The 19,753-nt window shown below is 66.9% G+C and carries 21 protein-coding genes; 8 read left to right on the top strand and 13 right to left on the bottom strand.

Going from position 1 to position 19,753, the window contains the following annotated elements; all coding sequences use genetic code 11:
- Nucleotides 1-187: 187 nt before the first annotated feature.
- The 6 genes from ACZ5TO_RS23040 to pcaD form a co-directional block, all read right to left on the bottom strand.
- Entirely contained in the window at nt 188-1,360 is a 1,173-nt protein-coding gene (locus ACZ5TO_RS23040; RefSeq protein WP_184142390.1) for an ABC transporter substrate-binding protein, read from the bottom strand.
- A gap of 137 nt (nt 1,361-1,497) precedes the next feature.
- The gene (locus tag ACZ5TO_RS23035; protein WP_464801286.1) at nt 1,498-2,553 is read right to left on the bottom strand and encodes a 3-carboxy-cis,cis-muconate cycloisomerase; all 1,056 of its coding nucleotides are present in this window, start codon (nt 2,551-2,553) and stop codon (nt 1,498-1,500) included.
- Nucleotides 2,554-2,747: 194 nt separating this feature from the next.
- Nucleotides 2,748-3,362, bottom strand: a complete 615-nt coding sequence (gene pcaG, locus ACZ5TO_RS23030; protein ID WP_464801285.1) for a protocatechuate 3,4-dioxygenase subunit alpha — start codon at nt 3,360-3,362, stop codon at nt 2,748-2,750.
- Nucleotides 3,362-4,111: a protocatechuate 3,4-dioxygenase subunit beta gene (gene pcaH / locus ACZ5TO_RS23025; RefSeq protein ID WP_464801284.1), complete on the bottom strand. Its 750-nt coding sequence runs from the start codon at nt 4,109-4,111 to the stop codon at nt 3,362-3,364. Before pcaH ends, pcaG begins: the two co-directional genes overlap by 1 nt.
- A 7-nt stretch (nt 4,112-4,118) precedes the next feature.
- A complete protein-coding gene (pcaC, locus tag ACZ5TO_RS23020; protein WP_464801283.1) occupies nt 4,119-4,523 on the bottom strand; it encodes a 4-carboxymuconolactone decarboxylase in 405 nt (134 codons plus the stop codon).
- Nucleotides 4,516-5,328 carry a 3-oxoadipate enol-lactonase gene (pcaD, locus tag ACZ5TO_RS23015; RefSeq protein WP_464801282.1) on the bottom strand — a complete coding sequence of 271 codons (813 nt, stop codon included), beginning with the start codon at nt 5,326-5,328 and terminating at the stop codon, nt 4,516-4,518. The genes pcaC and pcaD overlap by 8 nt, the downstream gene beginning before the upstream one ends.
- A gap of 94 nt (nt 5,329-5,422) precedes the next feature.
- Here pcaD and pcaQ point away from each other — a divergent pair, with 94 nt between their 5' ends.
- Nucleotides 5,423-6,343, top strand: a complete 921-nt coding sequence (pcaQ, locus tag ACZ5TO_RS23010; protein ID WP_464801281.1) for a pca operon transcription factor PcaQ — start codon at nt 5,423-5,425, stop codon at nt 6,341-6,343.
- An 8-nt stretch (nt 6,344-6,351) separates the two neighbouring features.
- Here pcaQ and pobA read toward each other — a convergent pair whose 3' ends face one another.
- The gene (gene pobA, locus ACZ5TO_RS23005) at nt 6,352-7,524 is read right to left on the bottom strand and encodes a 4-hydroxybenzoate 3-monooxygenase (protein ID WP_464801280.1); all 1,173 of its coding nucleotides are present in this window, start codon (nt 7,522-7,524) and stop codon (nt 6,352-6,354) included.
- Between the two features lie 116 nt (nt 7,525-7,640).
- Here pobA and ACZ5TO_RS23000 point away from each other — a divergent pair, with 116 nt between their 5' ends.
- The gene (locus ACZ5TO_RS23000) at nt 7,641-8,522 is read left to right on the top strand and encodes a helix-turn-helix domain-containing protein (protein WP_464801279.1); all 882 of its coding nucleotides are present in this window, start codon (nt 7,641-7,643) and stop codon (nt 8,520-8,522) included.
- Here the strand turns inward: ACZ5TO_RS23000 and ACZ5TO_RS22995 are convergent.
- Together ACZ5TO_RS22995 and ACZ5TO_RS22990 are read right to left on the bottom strand one after the other, a co-directional pair.
- Nucleotides 8,507-9,157: a sulfite oxidase-like oxidoreductase gene (locus tag ACZ5TO_RS22995; protein ID WP_464801278.1), complete on the bottom strand. Its 651-nt coding sequence runs from the start codon at nt 9,155-9,157 to the stop codon at nt 8,507-8,509. The genes ACZ5TO_RS23000 and ACZ5TO_RS22995 overlap by 16 nt on opposite strands.
- A 60-nt stretch (nt 9,158-9,217) precedes the next feature.
- The gene (locus ACZ5TO_RS22990; protein WP_464801277.1) at nt 9,218-9,973 is read right to left on the bottom strand and encodes an IclR family transcriptional regulator; all 756 of its coding nucleotides are present in this window, start codon (nt 9,971-9,973) and stop codon (nt 9,218-9,220) included.
- 377 nt (nt 9,974-10,350) lie between these two features.
- Here ACZ5TO_RS22990 and ACZ5TO_RS22985 point away from each other — a divergent pair, with 377 nt between their 5' ends.
- The 3 genes from ACZ5TO_RS22985 to pcaF are packed head-to-tail and all read left to right on the top strand — an operon-like array spanning nt 10,351 to nt 12,959.
- Entirely contained in the window at nt 10,351-11,058 is a 708-nt protein-coding gene (locus ACZ5TO_RS22985; RefSeq protein WP_464801276.1) for a 3-oxoacid CoA-transferase subunit A, read from the top strand.
- Complete coding sequence (locus tag ACZ5TO_RS22980) at nt 11,055-11,744, top strand: CoA transferase subunit B (RefSeq protein ID WP_184142366.1); 690 nt, start codon at nt 11,055-11,057, stop codon at nt 11,742-11,744. Before ACZ5TO_RS22985 ends, ACZ5TO_RS22980 begins: the two co-directional genes overlap by 4 nt.
- Before the next feature lie 9 nt (nt 11,745-11,753).
- The gene (pcaF, locus tag ACZ5TO_RS22975; protein ID WP_464801275.1) at nt 11,754-12,959 is read left to right on the top strand and encodes a 3-oxoadipyl-CoA thiolase; all 1,206 of its coding nucleotides are present in this window, start codon (nt 11,754-11,756) and stop codon (nt 12,957-12,959) included.
- Nucleotides 12,960-12,978: 19 nt separating this feature from the next.
- Here the strand turns inward: pcaF and ACZ5TO_RS22970 are convergent, their stop codons facing one another.
- Nucleotides 12,979-13,845: an aldo/keto reductase family oxidoreductase gene (locus tag ACZ5TO_RS22970; protein WP_464801274.1), complete on the bottom strand. Its 867-nt coding sequence runs from the start codon at nt 13,843-13,845 to the stop codon at nt 12,979-12,981.
- Nucleotides 13,846-13,956: 111 nt separating this feature from the next.
- On the opposite strand from ACZ5TO_RS22970, the gene ACZ5TO_RS22965 reads away from it, so the two are divergent.
- Complete coding sequence (locus ACZ5TO_RS22965; protein ID WP_464801273.1) at nt 13,957-14,874, top strand: LysR family transcriptional regulator; 918 nt, start codon at nt 13,957-13,959, stop codon at nt 14,872-14,874.
- Here ACZ5TO_RS22965 and ACZ5TO_RS22960 read toward each other — a convergent pair whose 3' ends face one another.
- Complete coding sequence (locus ACZ5TO_RS22960) at nt 14,875-15,168, bottom strand: DUF3175 domain-containing protein (RefSeq protein WP_184142360.1); 294 nt, start codon at nt 15,166-15,168, stop codon at nt 14,875-14,877.
- Between the two features lie 105 nt (nt 15,169-15,273).
- On the opposite strand from ACZ5TO_RS22960, the gene ACZ5TO_RS22955 reads away from it, so the two are divergent.
- Together ACZ5TO_RS22955 and ku (ACZ5TO_RS22950) are read left to right on the top strand one after the other, a co-directional pair.
- Nucleotides 15,274-15,495, top strand: coding sequence for a hypothetical protein (locus ACZ5TO_RS22955; RefSeq protein ID WP_464801272.1), 222 nt, complete (start codon nt 15,274-15,276; stop codon nt 15,493-15,495).
- The gene (gene ku / locus ACZ5TO_RS22950; protein ID WP_464801271.1) at nt 15,495-16,292 is read left to right on the top strand and encodes a non-homologous end joining protein Ku; all 798 of its coding nucleotides are present in this window, start codon (nt 15,495-15,497) and stop codon (nt 16,290-16,292) included. Before ACZ5TO_RS22955 ends, ku (ACZ5TO_RS22950) begins: the two co-directional genes overlap by 1 nt.
- A 3-nt stretch (nt 16,293-16,295) precedes the next feature.
- Here the strand turns inward: ku (ACZ5TO_RS22950) and ligD are convergent, their stop codons facing one another.
- Both ligD and ku (ACZ5TO_RS22940) read right to left on the bottom strand, forming a co-directional pair.
- Nucleotides 16,296-18,833, bottom strand: coding sequence for a DNA ligase D (ligD, locus tag ACZ5TO_RS22945; protein ID WP_464801270.1), 2,538 nt, complete (start codon nt 18,831-18,833; stop codon nt 16,296-16,298).
- Between the two features lie 2 nt (nt 18,834-18,835).
- Entirely contained in the window at nt 18,836-19,666 is an 831-nt protein-coding gene (gene ku / locus ACZ5TO_RS22940; RefSeq protein ID WP_464801269.1) for a non-homologous end joining protein Ku, read from the bottom strand.
- Nucleotides 19,667-19,753: the final 87 nt, after the last annotated feature.

The following is a 19,753-nucleotide window of genomic DNA, read 5'->3' as shown; positions in this document are numbered from 1 at the left end:
GGCCGTTCGTTCGTGCCGGGCGGGTGGATCCTCGGGTCGAGCCCGAGGATGACGCAAGAAGAGAGGGCCGCGGATCGAGGCGGCGTTGCCTCATGCCGCAACCTTCGATGCAGCGCGCGACCTTTCCTCCCCACCGTCATCCTCGGGCTTGACCCGAGGATCCAACCCCTTCTGTGCCTGCCGCCCCTTACTTCGCCGCTTCCAGCCCCGGGTCGCCCTGCTTCTCGAAGGTCTGGATTTCCTTGTTGTAATAGGTCCCGTCCGCCGCCTTGGCGACTTCGCGCAGATAGATGTTCTGCGTGATGTGGCGCGTCTCGGGATCGATCGAGACGGGGCCGCGCGGGCTTTCCCAGGCAAGGCCCTTGACGGCCTCGACGGCCTTGGCCGCGTCCTGCTCGCCGCCCGTCGCCTCGATCATCTTGTAGATGACATGCATGCCGTCATAGGCGCCGACCGCGGGGAAGGAGAGTTCGGCGGGATTGCCGATCGCCTTGCCGGCGGCTTCCACGAACTTCTTGTTCTCCGGCGAATCGTGCGAGACGGCGTAGTGGAACGTGGTCGTCAGGCCGAGGGCTGCCTCGCCGAGCGCCGGCAGGTCGGATTCCTGCGTGAGGTCGCCGGGGGCGAAGAACTTGATGCCGGCATCCTTCAGCCCGTTCTCGTTGAAGGCCTTGACGAAGCCGAGCGTCGTCGGGCCGGAGGGCAGGAAGGCGAAGACGCCGTCGGCGCCCGAATCCTTGATGCGTTGCATGATCGGCGAGAAGTCGTTGGTCTGGAGCGGCATGCGGATCGCCTCGACGACCTCGCCGCCGGCCTTCTCGAAGCCGGCCTTGAAGGCGGCTTCCGCGTCGATGCCCGGGCCGTAGTCGCTGACCACGGAGATGATCTTCTTCGCGCCGCCGTCGAAGGCGACCTTGGCGATCGGCGTCGAGGTCTGCCAGGTGGTGAAGGAGGTGCGCACCACATAGGGGCTCTTGGTGACGATGGCCGAGGTCGCGGCGTTCATCACGATCATCGGCACGTTCGCCTGCTCGAGCAGCGGCGTTGCGGCCATGGCGTCCGGCGTGAAGTAGAAGCCGGCGAGATACTGCACGCCTTCCTTGACGACGAGTTCCTGCGACAGGGCTTTCGACTGCGCCGGGTCGGCGGTCGGGACGTCGCGGTAGATGATCTCGACGGTGTCGTCGCCGACGGTGTTGCCGTTGAGCGCCATGTAGGCGTCGATGCCGGCCTTGAAGTTCTTGCCCTGGAGCGCGAAGGGACCGGAGAACGGCCCGATGACGCCGACCTTGATCGTATCGGCGTGGGCGACGCCGCCCATGAGGGCAGCCGCCAGCGCGGCAAATGCAAGTTTCTTCATGTTTTCCTCCCTGAAAGACCGGCCTCCCGCCGGCGTTCGAGCCGCCCCAAAATAGCTTTTGTCAGATTGCCAGATGAAACGGTGATGTAAAATGAAAAAATCGGCCAATTTCATAACTTAGAAATTATGAAACTAACCTAGCCCGTGCCGAATTCCTCGATCGAGGAGAAGAGCTCGTCGGCGAGGCGAAGCGATGCACCGCAGGCCACCACCATCTGCGGCAGGATCATCCATTCCAGCGTCCAGGCCGCGCCGGAGCGCTCCTGCTCGTGCACCATCGCCTGCGCCATGCCGCCGAGCTGCACGGCGTTGAAGCGGGCGAGCGTCACCAACATCTCGGCGGCGACGGGGTTCTGCTTGTGCGGCATGGCGGAGGAGCCGCCGCCGCCTGCAAGCGCGATCTCGCCGCCGCGGTCGGCCATCAGGGCGATGTCCCCGCCGGCCTTGCCGAGGCTGCCGGTGATGGCGGCGAGGAGCCCGGCGAGCTCCAGCAGGTCGCCCCGCTGGCTCTGCCATTGCGGCGTGTCGGCAAGGTCGAGCTCGGCCGCCAGCGTGGCGCGCACCTCGCGGCCCTTGCCGGCGAGTTTTTCCAGCGTGCCGGCCGCGCCGCCGAACTGCACCGGGAGGCCTTCCAGCGTGAGGTCCTGCAGCCGCTCGACGTGGCGCTCCAGCGGAACCCACCAGGACCGGAGGCGGTCGGCCACGGCAATCGGGATCGCCGGCTGCATGCGGGTGTGGCCCATCACCTGCCGGCCGTCGAAACGCACCGAGAGGCCGACGAGATAGCCGATCAGCCCATTCAGCCGGTCTTCGAGGATGGGCAGCGCCCGGGCGAGGCGCAGCATCAGGCCGGTGTCGATGACGTCCTGGCTGGTCGCGCCGAAATGCACATGCCGGCCATGCGGCTCGCCGACGGCGGCGCGAAGCTGGCGCACGAGGTCGGGCACGACGACGCCGTCGCGCGCGGTCGCCTTGCGCAGGCTTGCGATGTCCGGCGAGAAACGACGGACGGTGCTTTCGATGGCGCGCGCCGCCGCGGCCGGGATGATGCCCTCGGCGACTTCCGCCTTTGCCAGCGCCACCTCGAAGGCGAGCATGGCTTCGATCTCGGCCGCGGCGGAAAAAAGAGCGGCCACTTCCTCGTCGCCGAGAAGACCGGAAAGATAGGGATGATCGAAGGGCGAGACGGTCATGGGCGCGCTTTCGAGAGGCACGGTGGCGGAGGTGGATCCTCGGGTCGAGCCCGAGGATGACGGAGGGGAGGATATGCCGCCGGTCTCTTGAACGGTCCGGCAAACGGGGCCATCCGGAAAGCCTCGCCCTCTCTTCTTTCGTCATCCTCGGGCTTGACCCGAGGATCCATGAGCGGAAGGCTCACCATACGCCATCAGATGTCGAAGAACACTGTCTCCTTTTCCCCCTGCAGGTGAATGTCGAAGCGGTAGGTGTCGCCGTCCGCCGGTGCGATCAGCGTCGGCACGCGCACGCGGTGCTCGATGCGGGCGAGGATCGGGTCTTCCGCGTTGGCCGCCTCCTCGTCGCCGAAATACATCCGCGTGTTGAGGCCGAGATTGATGCCGCGGGCGACGATCCAGAAGGAGATGTGCGGCGCCATCGGGCGGCCGTCCCTGAAAGGAACGCGGCCCGGCTTGACGGTCTCGAAACGGTATTCGCCGGTCGTGCCGTCCGTCGCGCAGCGGCCCCAGCCGGTAAAGTTGGGATCGGCGCTGCCGCGCAGCTCCGAGGGGCTGTTGTAGAGGCCGCTGGCGTCCGCCTGCCAGATCTCGATCAGCGCATCCTTCAGCGGCGTGCAGGTGCCGTCCAGCACGCGGCCGGTGACGGCGATGCGCCGGCCGAGCGTCTTCTCGTTCACCATCGTGGCGCCGAGGTCGGCGTCATAGACGCCGCCGATGCCGGAAAAATTCGGCGTCAGGCCGATATGGACGTAAGGCCCCGCCGTCTGCGAGGGGCTTTCCTTGAGGTAGCCGAGCGGTTGCACCATCAGTTGCCCTCCATCCGGTTCTCGAAGAGCGTCGAGCGGCGCCCGCGCAGCACGATGTCGAACTTGTAGGCGCGCGCATCCATGGGGATCGTGTTGCCCCAGTCGAGGGCGGCGACGAGCTGCTCGACGGCCGCCTTGTCCGGGATCGTCTGGACGATGGGACATTTCCAGATCATCGGGTCGCCCTCGAAATACATTTGCGTGATGAGCCGCTGGGCAAAGCCGTGGCCGAAGACGGAGAAGTGGATATGCGCCGGCCGCCAGTCGTTGACGCCGTTCGGCCAGGGATAGGGGCCTGGCTTGACGGTGCGGAAGGCGTAATAGCCGTCCTCGTCGGTGATGGTGCGCCCGCAGCCGCCGAAATTGGGATCGAGCGGGGCGAGATAGCTTTCCTTCTTGTGGCGGTAGCGCCCGCCGGCATTGGCCTGCCAGAATTCGAGCAGCGCGCCCGGCACGGGCCGCGCCCGCTCGTCGAGCACGCGGCCGTGCACGATGATGCGCTCGCCGATGGCGCTTTCGCCGGGCTTTGCGAAATTGTGGATCAGGTCGTTGTCGAGTTCGCCCAGCAGGGAATGGCCGAAGACCGGCCCGGTGATCTCGGACATCGTGCCGTCGAGGGAGAGCAGCGCCTTTTGCGGCGAGCGCAGCACGGAGGTCTTGTAGCCGGGGGTCAGCCCCGGCGGGTGCCAGAGCCGGTCGCGGGAGAAGAAGGCGCCCGTTTCGGGCTTGCGGTTGGAAAAGTCTGTCATCTCTGCCTCAGGCCGCCTTTTCGGCGTCCATGTCCTCGAAAACCTGCTTGGCGACCTTGATCGCCCGGTTGGCCGCCGGCACGCCGGCATAGATCGCCACATGCAAAAGCGCCTCCGCGATATCGTCTCGGCTGGCGCCGGTGTTGGCCGTGGCGCGTACATGCATGGCCACCTCCTCGTCGTGGCCGAGGGCGGCGAGCAGGGCGATCGTCACCATGGAGCGCTCGCGCTTCGTCCAGCCGGGCCGCGACCAGACCGTGCCCCATGCGCCCTCGGTGATCAACTCCTGGAAGGGCTGGTCGAAGGCGGTGGCGGCGGAGGAGGCGCGGTCGACATGGCTGTCGCCGAGCACCGCGCGGCGGGTCACCATGCCCTGGCGGTAGCGGTCGGAAAAGGTATGGGCGTCAGCCATGCGGTTCGTCTCCGGCAGGTAGGGTGGCGAGGAAGGCGCGGATCATCTCGGCGAGGATTTCCGGCTGCTCGATGCTGGGAATGTGCCCGGCGCCCTTGATGACCTCGTAGCGCGCGCCGGCGATGAGCCTTGCCATGGAGAGCACGAGGTCCGGCGGCGTCGAGCCGTCCTCCTCGCCGACGACGCAGAGCGCCGGCACGGAAATGCGTTTCGTGCTCTCGGTGAGGTCGGCATCGCGCAGCGCCGCGCAGGTCGCGGCATAGCCGGTCGCCGACTGGCGGGTCAGCATGTTGCGGTAACCGTGATAGGCGGCGTTCTCCGGCCGGCGGAAGGCGGGGGTGAACCAGCGCTCCAGCACGGCGTCCGCAAGGCTCTCGATGCCCTTCGCCTCGATGGCCTCGATGCGGGCGTTCCACATCTCGGCCGTGCCGATCTTGTGCGCCGTGTCGCAGAGGACGAGGGCTTTCACGAGGTCGGGGCGCTTTGCGGCGAGCCCCTGCGCGATCATGCCGCCGACGGAGACGCCGCAGATGACGGCGTCCTTCACGTCCAGCCGGTCGAGCAGGGCGGCGAGATCGAGCACATGGTCGTCGATGGAATAGGGCACCTGGCCGAGATCGGAGAGGCCGTGACCGCGCTTGTCGTAGGTGACGATCGGGAAATCGCCGGCAAGGCGCACCACGACGTCGCGCCAGATGCGGAAATCGGTGCCGAGCGAGTTGGCGAACACGATCACCGGCCGGCCGGCCGGTCCGCTAATGAGCTGGTGATGCAGGATAACGTCGTTGACGGTCGCGAATTGCACGTCTCTCTCCTCCGTGCGCTGAGATTGATCCCTTGATCTGGTTAGGTAAAATGATATTTCATGCCGTTCCGTTAACTGTGGGGTTATGAAAGTCATGATCGACAGCCGGATCAAGTTTCGCCATCTGCAGACCTTTGTCGAGGTGGCGCGCCAGAGAAGCGTGATGAAGGCGGCAGGATTGCTGCATGTCAGCCAGCCGGCGGTGACCAAGACGATCCGCGAACTGGAGGAAGTCCTCGGCGTCGCCGTCTTCGAGCGCGAGGGCCGCGGCATCAAGATCACCCGCTACGGCGAGGTCTTCCTCAAGCATGCTGGCGCGGCGCTGGCGGCGCTGCGCCACGGCTTCGATTCCGTCTCGCAGGCGCGCTCCGGCGATGCCCCGCCGATCCGCATCGGCGCGCTGCCGACCGTCTCCACACGCATCATGCCGCAGGCGATGATGCTGTTTCTCAAGGAGGAGACGGGCGCGCGGATCAAGATCGTCACCGGCGAGAACGCCGTGCTGCTGGAGCAATTGCGCATCGGCGACCTCGACCTCGTCGTCGGGCGGCTGGCCGCGCCGGAGAAGATGACGGGCTTCTCCTTCGAGCATCTCTATTCGGAGAAGGTCGTCTTCTGCGTGCGCGCCGGCCATCCGCTGCTCGGCGGTGCGGCCTTCGCCGGGTTCGACGCCTATCCGGTGCTGATGCCGACGCACGGCTCGATCATCCGGCCCTTCGTCGACAGCTTCCTCATCGCCAACGGCGTCGCCGGCCTGCCGAACCAGATCGAGACCGTCTCCGACGCCTTCGGCCGTGCCTTCGTGCGCCAGAGCGATGCCATCTGGATCATCTCCGAAGGGGTCGTGGCGGCGGATATCGCGGAAGGCAAGCTCGCCGCACTGCCGATCGAAACGGGCGAGACGAAGGGGCCGGTGGGCCTCACCATGCGCACCGACGCCGTGCCCTCCATGCCGCTCTCCATCCTCATGCAGGCGATCCGCGAGGTGGCGGGCAAGGTGTCGCCGGCTGCATAAGGCCGGGTCTAGTAGGGAAGGCCGACGTAGTTTTCCGCCAGCACCGTTTCGGCCGCGCGCGAATGGGTGAGATAGGCGAGTTCGGCTTCCTGGATCTTCTGGTCGAAATCGCCGGTATCCGGAAACCGGTGCAGCATTGTCGTCATCCACCAGGAAAAGCGCACGGCCTTCCAGACGCGGGCGAGCGCCCGGCCCGAATAGGCCTCGATTCCGGCATTCGAGCGGTCCTTGTAATGCTCCATCAGGCCGGCGAAGAGATAGTGCACGTCGCTGGCCGCAAGGTTCAGGCCCTTGGCGCCGGTGGGCGGCACGATATGGGCGGCGTCGCCGACGAGGAAGAGCCGGCCGAAGCGCATCGGCTCGGCGACGAAGGAGCGCAGCGGCGCGATGGATTTCTCGAAGCTCGGGCCGGTGACCATCGCCTCGGCATGGTGGGCGGGCAGGCGGCGGCGCAGCTCGTCCCAGAAGCGATTGTCCGACCACGCCTCCACCTTCTCGTCGAGCGCGCACTGGATGTAGTAGCGGCTGCGGGTCGATGAGCGCATGGAACAGAGCGCGAAGCCGCGCGGGTGGTTGGCATAGACCAGCTCGTGGCTGACGGGGGGCACGTCGGCGAGGATGCCGAGCCAGCCGAAGGGATAGACCTTCTCGAAGGTGCGGATCGCGCTTTCCGGCACCGCCTTGCGGCTCGCCCCGTGGAAGCCGTCGCAGCCGGCGATGAAATCGCAGTCGATGCGGTGCGTAATGCCGTCCTTCTCGTAGGTGACGAAGGGGCTCTCGCCGTCAAAACCCTGCGGCGTCACGTTCGCCGCCTCGTAGACCGTCGGGCGGCCGTCCGCCTCGCGCTTTTCGATCAGGTCGCGCGTCAGCTCCGTCTGGCCGTAGACGGTCACGCGCTTGCCGCCGGTGAGGCCGAAGAGATCGATGCGGTGATCGCGGCCGTCGAAGGCGAGCGAGAAGCCGTCATGCGGCAGGCCCTCGGCACGCATGCGCGTGCCGACGCCGGCCTTGTCCATCAGGCCGACCGTGCCTTCCTCCAGCACCCCGGCGCGCACGCGCGAAAGGATATGCTCGCGGCTCGCGCGGTCGAGAATGATCGTCTCGATGCCGGCATCGCCGAGCAACTGGCCGAGCAGGAGGCCCGACGGACCCGAGCCGATGATCGCGACCTGAACGCGCATGATGTCCTCCCTCAAACTGGCATTTGACAAATTGTCGGTGGGAAGGGCCGGGCGGGACAATGGACGGAACGGTCTTCCGCTTGTACAAATCGAACATCGAAAATCCGGGTGCCGAGATGACGAGACCTGTCCCGACCTACGAGCTCTACGGCGAAAAGACCGGAAATGCCCCGGATTTCTGGTTGCACTGCGAAACGATCCCGTCGCGCAGCAGCCTGCACCGCTACGAGATCGGCCTGCACCGGCACGAGAGCTTCTTCCAGATCCTGTACATTTCCGCCGGATCGGGCGATGCGCTGTTCGGCGGCGAGCGCCTTGCCCTCAAGCCTTCCGCCGTCGTCACAGTGCCGCCGGCCGTGAGCCACGGGTTCCGCTTCTCGCGGGATATCGACGGCCATGTCTTCACGCTGCTCGCCTCGCATCTGCGCCTTGCCGGCGTCGTGGGGCGCTTTGCGGCGGCGCCGCGCGTCACCGCCCTCGATCCCCTCGATGCGGACGGCGCCTTCGTGCTGGCGACGCTCGAACGGCTGGCGGGCGAATGGGCGGGCCGGCGTGGCGGGCGCACGGACCTGATGGAGGCCTATCTGGTCTCCATCTTGACGCTGACGGCGCGGCTATGGGGGCGCGGCACCCCGGAGGGCGCGGACGATGCGGAACGGCGGATGGAACATCTCAACGGCCTCGTCCAGCAGCATTTCCGCAGCCAGAAGCCGGCCGGGTTCTATGCGCAGGTACTCGGCATCTCGCCGACCCATCTCAACCGCATCGTCAAGGCGGCGACGGGGCTGACGGCCCATGCCTATATCGGCCGCAAGCTGATCGACGAGGCGAAGCGCGAACTCGTCTTCACCGACCTTGCCGCGCAGGAGATCGGCCTTCGCCTCGGCTTTGCCGATCCCGCCTATTTCTCGCGCTATTTCCTGCGCGAGACGGGCGAGACGCCGCGCGCCTTCCGGCTTTGCGAGCGGGCGCGGCTTGCCGCTCAGTCGGCGGAGTAGCGCTCCTCCGCCCACGGGTCGCCGCGCATGTGATAGCCGTTGCGCTCCCAGAAGCCGGCCTGGTCGCCGGGCAGGAAATCGATGCGCGTCAGCCACTTGGCGCTCTTCCAGAAATAGAGGTGCGGCACGACGAGGCGCATCGGCCCGCCATGCTCGACGGAAAGCGGCCGGCCCTCCCAATGGGTGGCGAGGATGGCGCCCTCGGCGGCGAAATCGGCAAGCGGCAGGTTCGTCGTGTAGCCGTCGTAACTCGTCAGCATCACGAAATTCGCTTCCGGCCGCGGCATGACGAGGTCGAGGAGGTCGCGGGTGGCGACGCCTTCCCAGCGGTTGTCGTAGCGCGACCAGGTGGTCACGCAATGGATGTCAGTGAGCCTGTGGCTTTGCGGCAGGGCGAGGAAATCGGCCCAGCCAAGGGAGACCGGGTTCTCCGCGCCGCCCTTGACGTCGAGCCGCCAGCTTTCGGGGCGGATCACCGGCTGCTGGCCGAGGTCGAGCACCGGCCAGTCCCTGACGAGATGCTGGCCGGGCGGCAGGCGGTCGGTCTCCGGCCGTGCGATGCGGCCGGTCAGGAATTTCCCCTGGTCCGCCCACTGGCGCTTGGTGCGGGTGAGCTTGGTCTCGTCGTCGCTCATGGCGGCCTCCTGTTGCGGTGCAAAAGGTGGGGCCGCGCCCTGGCTTTTGTCAAGGATCGGTCAGGCGAGGAGGGAGCGCAGCGCCGCCTGCACCGCGCGCATTTCCGGCAGGTAGCGCGCAACCATGTCCTCGGCCGCCGCATGGGCGGCCGGCGCGCCGATGTTGAGCGCGGCGACCACGCGCCCGCGGGCGTTTTCCAGCGGTACGGCGATGGAACGCAGGCCGATCTCCAGTTCCTGGTCGATCAGCGCATGACCCTGCCGGCGCACGCGGGAAAGCTCGTCCATCAGCGCTTCGGGGTCGGTTTTCGTGAAGGGCGTATTCGCCCGCCGGTCGGAAGCCTCGACGATGGCCCGCGCCTCGGCCTCGGGAAGGGCCGCGAGCAGCACGCGCCCCATCGAGGCGCAATAGGCCGGCAGGCGCGAGCCGGGCATCAGGCTGATCGACATGACGCGCTTCTGCGCCGCCCGCGCGACATAGACGATCTCCGCCCCGTCGAGCACGGAGACGGAAGCGCTCTGCCCGACCTTTTCGGAAAGCTGGTCGAGATAGGGCTGGACGAGGCGGGGAAGCGGCGTTGCCGAAAGATAGGCATGGCCGAGCCTGAGGATCTTCGGCGTCAGCTCGAAGAATTTTCCGTCATAGGCGGCATAGCCGAGTTCGGCCAGCGTCAGCAGGCAGCGCCGCGCGGTGGCACGGTCGAGGCCGGTGTCGTTCGAGACATCGGTGATGGTGAGACGCGGCTTCGCCTCGCCGAAGGCCTCGATGACCCTCAACCCCTTGGCGAAGCCGCCGATGAAATCCGTTTCGCGCATCGATGCCTCCAGCCGGCGGCGGTATGGCCGCTCCTTGAACTCTCGCGGCGGCGCCTCTTTCCGCCGTCTTCGCTTCTCCGTCTTCTCTACGCTCTGCCTTCTTCGTCTCTCCGCTCTCTCCGCTTTCTCCCGCCTTCTCTGCCCTCTCGGTTGTCATGCTCGGGCTTGACCCGAGCATCCATGCCGCGAGTTGCGGCGTGCCGTGGAATGTGGATCCTCGGGTCAAGCCCGAGGATGACGAAGGAAGAGGTAGCGCATCCATCGATGGCGTCACAGCAGTTTGTGCGATAATTGAACAAAAGTCAAATAACGCACAAACCGATTGCCGCGCGCCGCATCCGGATTTACCTCTAGTGTCGACCACGAGGAATTTTCGCATGGACAAGAGCATCGGGAGCCTGAGAGAGGCCGTTGCCGGCATCGGCGAGGGGACGACGGTGATGATCGGCGGCTTTGGCGGCTCCGGCGCGCCGATCGAGCTGATCCATGCCCTCATCGACAAGGGGCCGAAGGGCCTGACGGTCATCAACAACAATGCCGGCAATGGCCGCATCGGCATCGCGGCGATGATCGACGCCGGCATGGTGCGGAAGATGATCTGCTCCTTCCCGCGCTCGTCCGATCCGCGCGCCTTCACGGAAAAGTACCTTGCCGGCGAGATCGAGCTGGAGCTGGTGCCGCAGGGCACGCTTGCCGAGCGCATCCGCGCCGGCGGGGCGGGCATTCCCGCCTTTTACACGCCGACGAGCTACGGCACCGAACTCGCCAGGGGCAAGCCGGTCGCGGAATTCGATGGCCGCATGTATGTGCAGGAGCGCTGGCTGAAGGCGGATTTCGCACTGGTCAAGGCCCATGTCGGCGATACGCACGGCAACCTTGCCTACAACAAGGCCGCCCGCAACTTCAGCCCGCTGATGTGCATGGCCGCGGCAACGACCGTCGTGCAGGTCTCGAAGCTGGTGCAGCCGGGCGGCATCGACCCGGAGCATGTCGTCACCCCCGGCATCTTCGTCGACCATGTGGTCGAGGTGGCGGATGCAAGGCAGGAAGAAGAGCTCATCCGCGCAGGAGTGGCCTACGCATGACGACCGACACACGCGAAGATATCAAACTCTCCAACGCCCAGATCGCCTGGCGCGCCGCGCAGGATATCGCCGACGGCGCCTATGTGAACCTCGGCATCGGCTTTCCGGAAATGGTCGCCCGCTACCAGCCGGAAGGCCGCTCGGCGATCTTCCACACGGAAAACGGCATCCTCGATTTCGGCGAGGCCCCGCCGCCGGGCGAGGAGGACTGGGACCTGATCAACGCCGGCAAGAAGGCCGTGACGCTGAAGCCGGGCTCGGCCTTCTTCCACCATGCCGACAGCTTCGCCATGGTGCGCGGCGGCCATCTCGACGTCGCCATCCTCGGCGCCTACCAGGTGGCCGAGAACGGCGACCTTGCCAACTGGCGGGTCGGCTCGAAGGGCGTTCCGGCCGTCGGCGGTGCGATGGACCTCGTGCACGGCGCTAAGTCGGTCGTCGTCATCACCGAGCACGTCACCAAGAACGGCGAGCCGAAGCTTGTCGAAAAATGCACCTTCCCGCTGACCGGCGTCGGCTGTATCACCCGTGTCTATACGAGCCACGCCGTCATCGACGTTACCGGCGGTCGCTTCGTGCTGCGCGAGAAGCTGCCCGGCATGAGCCTGGAGGAATTGCAGGCGATGACGGGCGCGAGGCTGCATGTCGAGGGCCCTGTCGCCGATCTCGTCGTGCCGGAACTCTAGGGGGAAACGATGTCCGAAGCCTATATCTGCGACTATATCCGCACGCCCATCGGCCGCTTCGGCGGTGCGCTCTCTTCCGTGCGGACCGACGATCTCGGCGCGATCCCGCTGAAGGCGCTGATGGCGCGGAATGCCGGCATCGACTGGGAGGCCGTCGACGATGTCATCCTCGGCTGCGCCAACCAGGCGGGCGAGGACAACCGCAATGTGGCGCGCATGGCCTTGCTTCTCGCCGGCCTTCCCGTCTCGGTGTCCGGCACGACGATCAACCGCCTCTGCGGCTCCGGCATGGATGCCGTCATCGCCGCCGCTAGAGCCATCAAGGCGGGCGAGGCGGAACTGATGATCGCCGGCGGCGTCGAGAGTATGAGCCGCGCGCCCTTCGTCATGCCCAAGGCGGAGACCGCCTTTTCCCGCCATGCGGAAATCCACGACACGACCATCGGCTGGCGCTTCGTCAACCCGGTGATGAAGAAGCAATATGGCGTGGATTCCATGCCGGAGACGGGCGAGAACGTCGCGGAGGATTTCAAGGTCTCCCGCCAGGATCAGGATGCCTTCGCCGTCCGCTCGCAGGAAAAGGCCGCGGCCGCGCAGGCAAACGGCCGGCTGGCGAAGGAAATTACCCCTGTCACCATCCCTCAGAGGAAGGGCGATCCGGTCGTCGTCGAGAAGGACGAGCATCCGCGCGCCACGTCGCTGGAAGCGCTCGCCAGGCTGCCGACCCCGTTCAGGAAGGAAGGCGGCACGGTGACGGCAGGCAATGCCTCCGGCGTCAATGACGGCGCGGCGGCGCTCATCGTCGCCTCCGAGGCCGCGGTGAAGAAATACGGCCTGACGCCCATCGCCCGCATCCTCGGCGGGGCCATGGCCGGCGTTCCGCCGCGCATCATGGGCATCGGCCCTGTCGCGGCCGCCGAGCGCCTGTGCGCCCGTCTCGGCCTGAAGCCGTCCGATTTCGACGTGATCGAGCTCAACGAGGCCTTCGCCTCACAGGGGCTTGCGACGCTGCGCGAGCTCGGCATTGCGGACGATGCTGCGGCCGTCAATCCGAACGGCGGGGCGATCGCGCTCGGCCATCCGCTCGGCATGTCCGGCGCGCGAATCGCCGGCACGGCGGCGCTGGAACTCGCCCTCACCGGCAAGGCGCGGGCGCTCGCCACCATGTGCGTCGGCGTCGGCCAGGGCATCGCGGTGGCACTGGAGCGGGCCTGACCGCTCCAGTGCCTATGCCTCAGCCGGCGATGCCGTCGAGGGCGGCAAGCGCGTCCGGCGGAAGCGCGATATCGGCCGCCGCGAGGTTTTCCCGGAGGTGCGCACGCGACGACGTGCCGGGGATCAGCAGGATGCTCGGCGCGCGCTGGAGAAGCCAGGCGAGCGCCACCTGCATCGGCGTTGCCTCCAGTTCTGCGGCGACGGTCGAGAGCGTCGCCGATTGCAGCGGCGAGAAGCCGCCGAGCGGGAAGAAGGGCACATAGGCCGTGCCGTCCCGCGCCAACTGGTCGATAAGCGCATCGTCGCCGCGATGGGCGAGGTTGTACTGGTTCTGGACGCAGGCGATTTCCGTAATCTTGCGGCCGTCGGCGATCTGCCGGGCGGTGACGTTGGAAAGGCCGATATGCCGGATGAGCCCCTGCCGCTGCAGGTCGGCGAGCACCGTGAGCGGCTCTTCCAGCGAGCCTTCCGCCGGCCCGTGCACATCGAACATGGCGCGCAGGTTCACGACGTCGAGGACGTCGAGGCCGAGGTTCCTCAGGTTGTCGTGCACGGCCGCCGTCAGCGCCTCCTTCGAGAAGGCGGGATTCCACGAGGCATCCGCGCCGCGCGTCGCGCCGACCTTGGTGACGATGACGAGGCCGTCCCGATAGGGATGCAAAGCCTCCCTGATAATCTGGTTGGTGACGTGCGGGCCGTAGAAATCGCTGGTGTCGATGTGGTCGACGCCGCTCTCCACGGCCTCGCGCAGGACGGCGACCGCCTCGGCGCGATCCTTCGGCGGGCCGAAGACGCCCTTGCCGGCAAGCTGCATGGCGCCGTAGCCGAGCCGCTTCACCGTGAAGCCGCCGAGCGGGAACGTGCCGGATTTTTCGAGATTGGACATATGTGCCTCCATTCTTCAGACGCCTTGGAGATAGGCGCAGTTGCCCCGTTCGATAATCCGCATTAATCCGTACAGGCTGTCCGCAAAAGCGGACAATAGATGGAGGGCGGCATGAAGCACGGCGAAGCGGACATGGCGGATATCGGCGCCTTCCTCGCGGTGGCCGAGGCGGGCGGCTTCCGGGAGGCCGCGCGGGTGACGAGCAGCAGTTCGTCCGCCCTCAGCGATGCGGTGCGAAGGCTCGAGGCGCGGCTTGGCGTGCGGCTTCTCAACCGCACCACGCGCAGCGTCGTGCCGACCGAGGCGGGGCGCGTCCTGATGGAACGGGCGGGACCGGCCTTCGGCGAGATCGGCGCCGCGCTGGAGCATGCCAGGAACCTCAGCGGTCGGCCGGCCGGCGCCCTGAAGCTCAACGTGCCGGTCAGCGCGGCGCGGCTGGTGCTGCCGAGGATCGTCCCGCCGTTCCTGGCGGCCTATCCGGATATCCGGCTGGAAATCGTCACGGACGAGAATTTCGTCGATATCATCGCCGCCGGCTGCGACGCGGGCATCCGCTACGACGAGCGGCTGGAGCAGGACATGATCGCCGTGCCGATCGGCCCGCGCATCCAGCGGTTCGCAAGCGGCGCGTCGTCCGCCTACCTCGCCGCGCGGGGCCGGCCGGAGCATCCGCGGGACCTTCTTGCCCATGCCTGCATCCGCTCGCGCTTTGCCGGGCGGCCGCTGATGCCCTGGGAGTTCGAGCGGGACGGGGAGCTGGTGCGGGTCGATCCGCCGGGCCGCCTTGTCGTGCAGGCCGGCGGCGGCTCGGATCTTGGCGTGATGGCCGCCATCGACGGGGCCGGCATCGTCTCGCTCTTCGAGGACTGGCTGCGGCCGCATTTTGCGAGCGGCGCCCTCGTTCCCGTGCTGGAGCCCTGGTGGCAGAGCTTTTCCGGCCCGTTCCTCTATTACCCTGGCCGGCGGCTGGTGCCGGCGCCGCTTCGGGCCTTCATCGATTTCGTCAAGGCGATGCCCGGGGAACGCTAGTCACTTGCCGGATTTCGGTTCCTTGCCGAAGTCCTTGCGCAGTTCGTCCTTGGCCTTTTCCAGCGTCCGGCGGCGGCTGTCGGAAAGCTGGTCGCCCGCGCGGTTGATGTAGAAGGTCAGCATGGACATGGCCGAGCGGAACGGGCTCGACTTGCGCCGGTGGCTGCTTTCCGCCGAATGCTTGAGGGAATCGGCGATCTTCTTCGCGCTGCGCTGCTTGAAGACGCCTTCCTTGAGGTCCATCGCATCGCTGTTCTCGGTCACGTCCTGCGACCATTTGCGTTTCGCGGCCATCTCAGCCTCCTTTCGGGAGCGAACCGCGCAGCCCCGCCGAATGTTCCGGAACCCGCGGGCGCATGGCGCATTAGTCGTGTGAATGCGCCCTTGCCGGAGACTGCCATGGACAACAAGGACCGACTGATACTGGCGCTCGCCGCCCTGCTGCGGGCCGAACGCGAGACCCGCGGTGCGCTGATGGAGGCGCTGGAGGAGGATTCCATCCCGCGCGAGGCGCTGCTTGCGATCCTTTCCGATCCCATCCCCGTCGTCACGCAGGAGGACATAAAGTTCGCCGAGCGCTTCGCCCTCTCCAGGCGTCTGCCGATCGGAGGGAAGGGCTGATGGCGCCGCGCTCGTTCTGGAAGGGTTACCTGAAGCTCTCGCTCGTCACCTGCCCGGTGGCGATGATGCCGGCGACCTCCGAGGAGGAGAAGGTGCGCTTCCGCACCCTCAACGGCAAGACGGGCAATCCCGTCGTCAGCCGCTATGTCGATGCCGTCACCGGCAAGGCGGTGAACGAGGACGACGAGGTGAAGGGCTATCCGCGCGGCGAGAACGATTATGTGATGCTGGAGGACGAGGAGATCGAGGCGGTGGCGCTGGAAAGCACCCGCACCATCGATATCGAGACCTTCGTGCCGCGCGAGACGATCGCCTGGATCTGGTACGACACGCCGCACTACCTCGTGCCGAACGACACAGTGGGCGAGGAGGCCTTCTCCGTCATCCGCGAGGCCATGGCCGCGACGGGCACGGTCGGCATTTCGCGCCTCGTGCTCTACCGGCGCGAGCGGGCCGTCATGCTGGAGCCGCGCGGCAAGGGCATCGTGCTGTGGACGCTGCGCTACGGCGACGAGGTACGCAACGAGAAGGACTATTTCTCCGGCCTCGGAAAGGCGAAGCCGGAAGCCAGGGCGCTCTCGCTGGTCAAGGCGCTCATCAAGGAGCGCACGAAGAAATGGGACCCGAAGATGGCGGACGATCCCGTGCAGGACCGCCTGCTCGATATCATCGCGGCCAAGAAGAAAGGCCGCAAGCGCCCGGCCAAACGCAAGGCCCCGCCGCCGACCGCAGGCAATGTCGTCAACATCATGGATGCCCTGCGCCGCAGCATCAAGGCCGAGGGGAAGGGCAAATAGGCCTCACCCCTTCGCCTTTCCCGCCTTCAGCGGCTCGGCAGCCGCCTTGAAATCCGCCCACGGATCGGCCTTCAGCGCTTGAAGGCGTGTCGGCGTGTTCTCCACGGTGAAATAGGCCGGGCCGATATCCGGGCTGAGCTCGCTCCAGGCGAGCGGCATGGAGACGGCCGCACCCGGGCGGGCGCGGGTGGAGTAGGGGGCGACCGCCGTCTGGCCGCGCTGGTTGCGCAGGTAGTCGATGAGGATCTTGCCGCGGCGCTTCGACTTGGTGATGGTCGACACGTAGCTTTCGGGGCTGTCCTTCGCCATGGCGTCGGCGATGCCCTTGCAGAAGGCTTTCACGGCGGGCCAGCGGGCCGAAGGCTTCAGCGGCGCGCAGACATGCAGGCCCTTGCCGCCGGAGGTCTTCACGAAGGCGTTGAGGCCGGCCGCCTCGAGGCGCCGGCGCGTCTCCTCCGCCGCGTCGATCACCGCCTGCCAGGCGACGCCCTCGCCGGGGTCGAGGTCCATGATGATGCGGTCCGGCCGCTCCCAGTCCGCAAGGGTCGAGCCCCAGGGATGGATTTCCAGCGTGGCCGATTGCACGAGGCCCATCAGGCCGTCGAAATCGTTGATCGCGACATAGGGCTCCTCGTCCTTCTCCTTCGGATCCTGCACCTGAATGATATTGGCGTTGATGCCCTTCCAGGCGTGTTTCTGAAAGAAGGTCTGGCCGTCGATGCCGCTCGGCGCGCGCAGGAGCGCGAGCGGCCGGCCGACGACATGCGGCGCCATGTAGCGCCAGACCTCGGTGTAATAGTCGGCAAGCCCTTCCTTGGTGACGCCTTCGCCCGGCCAGTAGATCCGGTCGGGGTGGGTGAGGCGCACGGTGCGGCGCGGCGGCTTCTCGGCCGCGGGTGCGGTTTTCGATTTCGGCATTTCCGCAACGACCTCCCTTGCCGGCTTGTCTTCCCTCAGGCCCCGGAAGGAAGCATGGCGCAAATGCCCGTCCGCCGTCCAGGCGCGAAATTCCACTTCGGCCACCAGTTCCGGCCGCACGTAGCGCGCCTGCCGCGCCTCGTCCGCCGTCAGCTTCCGGCCGAAGGGGCTCTCGTCCGTCCGCATGCGGCTCAGCCGGCGGAAAAGGTCCGTGGCGACCGCCGCGCCGAAGCCGGTGCCGACGCGGCCGACCGGCATCAGCTTGCCGTCCCGGTAGACGCCGAGGAGAAGCGAGCCGATCGCCTGGCGCGAGACGGAGGAGGGCACGAAGCCGCCGATCACGAATTCCTGCCGGGCCGAGCATTTCGACTTGATCCAGCTCTTGCTGCGCCCGCCGCGATAGGGCGCGTCACGCAGCTTGGAGACGACGCCTTCGAGGCTGAGGCGGCAGGCATGGCTCAGCACCAGCGCGCCGCTTTCCTCGAAATGGTGGCTGTAGCGCAGGATGCCGCCATTGCCGGGCACGAGCTTTTCGAGCAGGGCCTTGCGGTCTTCCAGCGGCAGGCGGGTGAGATCGTAGCCGTCGAGATGGAGAAGGTCGAAGACGTAGAAGACGAAGCGGTCGTCGCGCCCCTCGCTGAGATCGGCCTGAAGGGCGGAGAAATCGGAAGCGCCCGAGCCGGTCTCAACGACGAGCTCGCCGTCGATGAGCGCCGTGCCGGCCGGAAGCTCAGCGAGCGCGGCGACGACAGCCTTGCCGAATTTCTTCGTCCAGTCGAGCCCGCTGCGCGTGAGGAGCTTCACCCGCCCCGCCTCGATGCGCGCCTGCAGGCGGTAGCCGTCGAACTTGATCTCGTGCAGCCAGCGTGCGCCGGGCGGCGGGGCGGCGGCGAGCGTCGCCAGCGCGGGCGGGACGAAATCGGGCAGCTTCGCCTTGCGCGCGCCCTTGATGGCGGAAGGATCGGGTGCCTCGGCTTCGGGCTCCTCCTTTTCGGGTTCGGCCTTCCGGCGGGCGGATTTGCGGATGCGTCCGGTCTTCGACGACCAGCCGGGCGCTTCTCCGGCGACGTCCTCGATGTCGCGTCCGGTCTTCACCGATTCCGGCCGTTCCTCGAGAAGATCGTCCTTGTCCTCCGGCACGGCGAATTCGTCGTCGCCCTTGATCAGCAGCCAGTTCTCGCGCTTCTCGCCCGGCTTGCCGTGCATGCGCACGAGATGCCAGCGGCCGTGCAGCTTCTCCCCGTCGAGCTCGAATTCGAGATGGCCCTTGGCATAGGCCTTGTGCGCGTCGCCGAGCGGGGTCCAGGTGCCGCGATCCCAGACGATGACGGTGCCGCCGCCATATTCGCCCTTGGGAATGGTGCCCTCGAAGTCGCCGTAGTCCAGCGGATGATCCTCGACATGCACGGCAAGCCGCTTTTCGCTCGGCACGAGGCTCGGGCCGCGCGTCACCGCCCAGCTCTTCAGCACGCCGTCCATCTCGAGGCGGAAGTCGTAGTGGAGGCGCGTGGCGTCGTGCTTCTGGATCACGAAGCTGTGGCCGCCCTTGCGGCCCTTGCGCCCTTTCGGCTCGGCGGTGGTGCGGAAATCCCGCTTCTGCCGGTAGACGTCGAGCGTCGCCATTCTCATCCTGCCTTTCGCCGGCCGGCTGCCGGCCTGCGCTTCGCCGCGGGTTTCTTCTTCGTTTCGCCGGCGCTCTGGCGCAGCGCTTCCATCAGGTCGATGACCTTGCCCTCGGCCTTCGGCCGGACAGGCTTGATCTTGCGGCCCTCGATCTTCGCCTTCACCACCTCGGCAAGGGCGGCGTCGTAGCGGTCGTCGAAGCCCTTGGGATCGAAGCGGCCGCTCTTCGTCCTGATGATGTGCTCGGCAAGCTCCAGCATCTCGCCCTTCACCTCGATATCGGGAATTCCGGAAAAGGCTTCCTTGGCCGAGCGCACCTCGTAGTCATAGGCGAGCGTCGTCGCGATGAGGCCGGCATCGTGGGCGCGGATGATCAGGGTGCGGGCGCGGCGGAAGAGCACGGCCTGCGCCACCGCCGCCACCTTCTTCGCCTCCATGCCCTCGCGGATCAGCGCAAAGACCTCCTCGCCCTGCCGGTCGGCGGGGCGCAGGTAATAGGGCTTGTCGAAGTAGAGGTCGTCGATGTCGGAGCAGGCGACGAAGGCTTCCACGGCCATCGTCTTGTCGCTCTCGGGCACGGCGGCGGCGATCTCCTCCGGCTGGAGCACGATATAGTCGTTCTCGCCGGTCTCGTAGCCTTTCACCTGGTCTTCCTTCCCGACGGGCTTGCCCGTCTCGCTGTCGATGAATTCCCGGTGCAGCCGGTTACCCGTCCTGCGGTTGACGAGGTGGAAGGAGACGCGTTCGCTCGTCGAGGCGGCGGTGTGAAGGGCGACCGGACAGACCAGCTCTCCCAGTTTCAGGAAACCTTTCCAGTTGGCTCTCGGCGCCACGTTTCGCCCTCCGCTGCAAAGCGGAAGCAATGCGGCGCGGCCGCGATTGTTCCTTGAAGCCTCCGACGCACACCCGTGGGCAAGTCG

This window comes from Shinella sp. Sh6 (assembly GCF_055392685.1).
The sequence above is the reverse complement of the archived record's forward strand: the minus strand, read 5'-3'. Positions and strand labels throughout refer to the sequence as shown.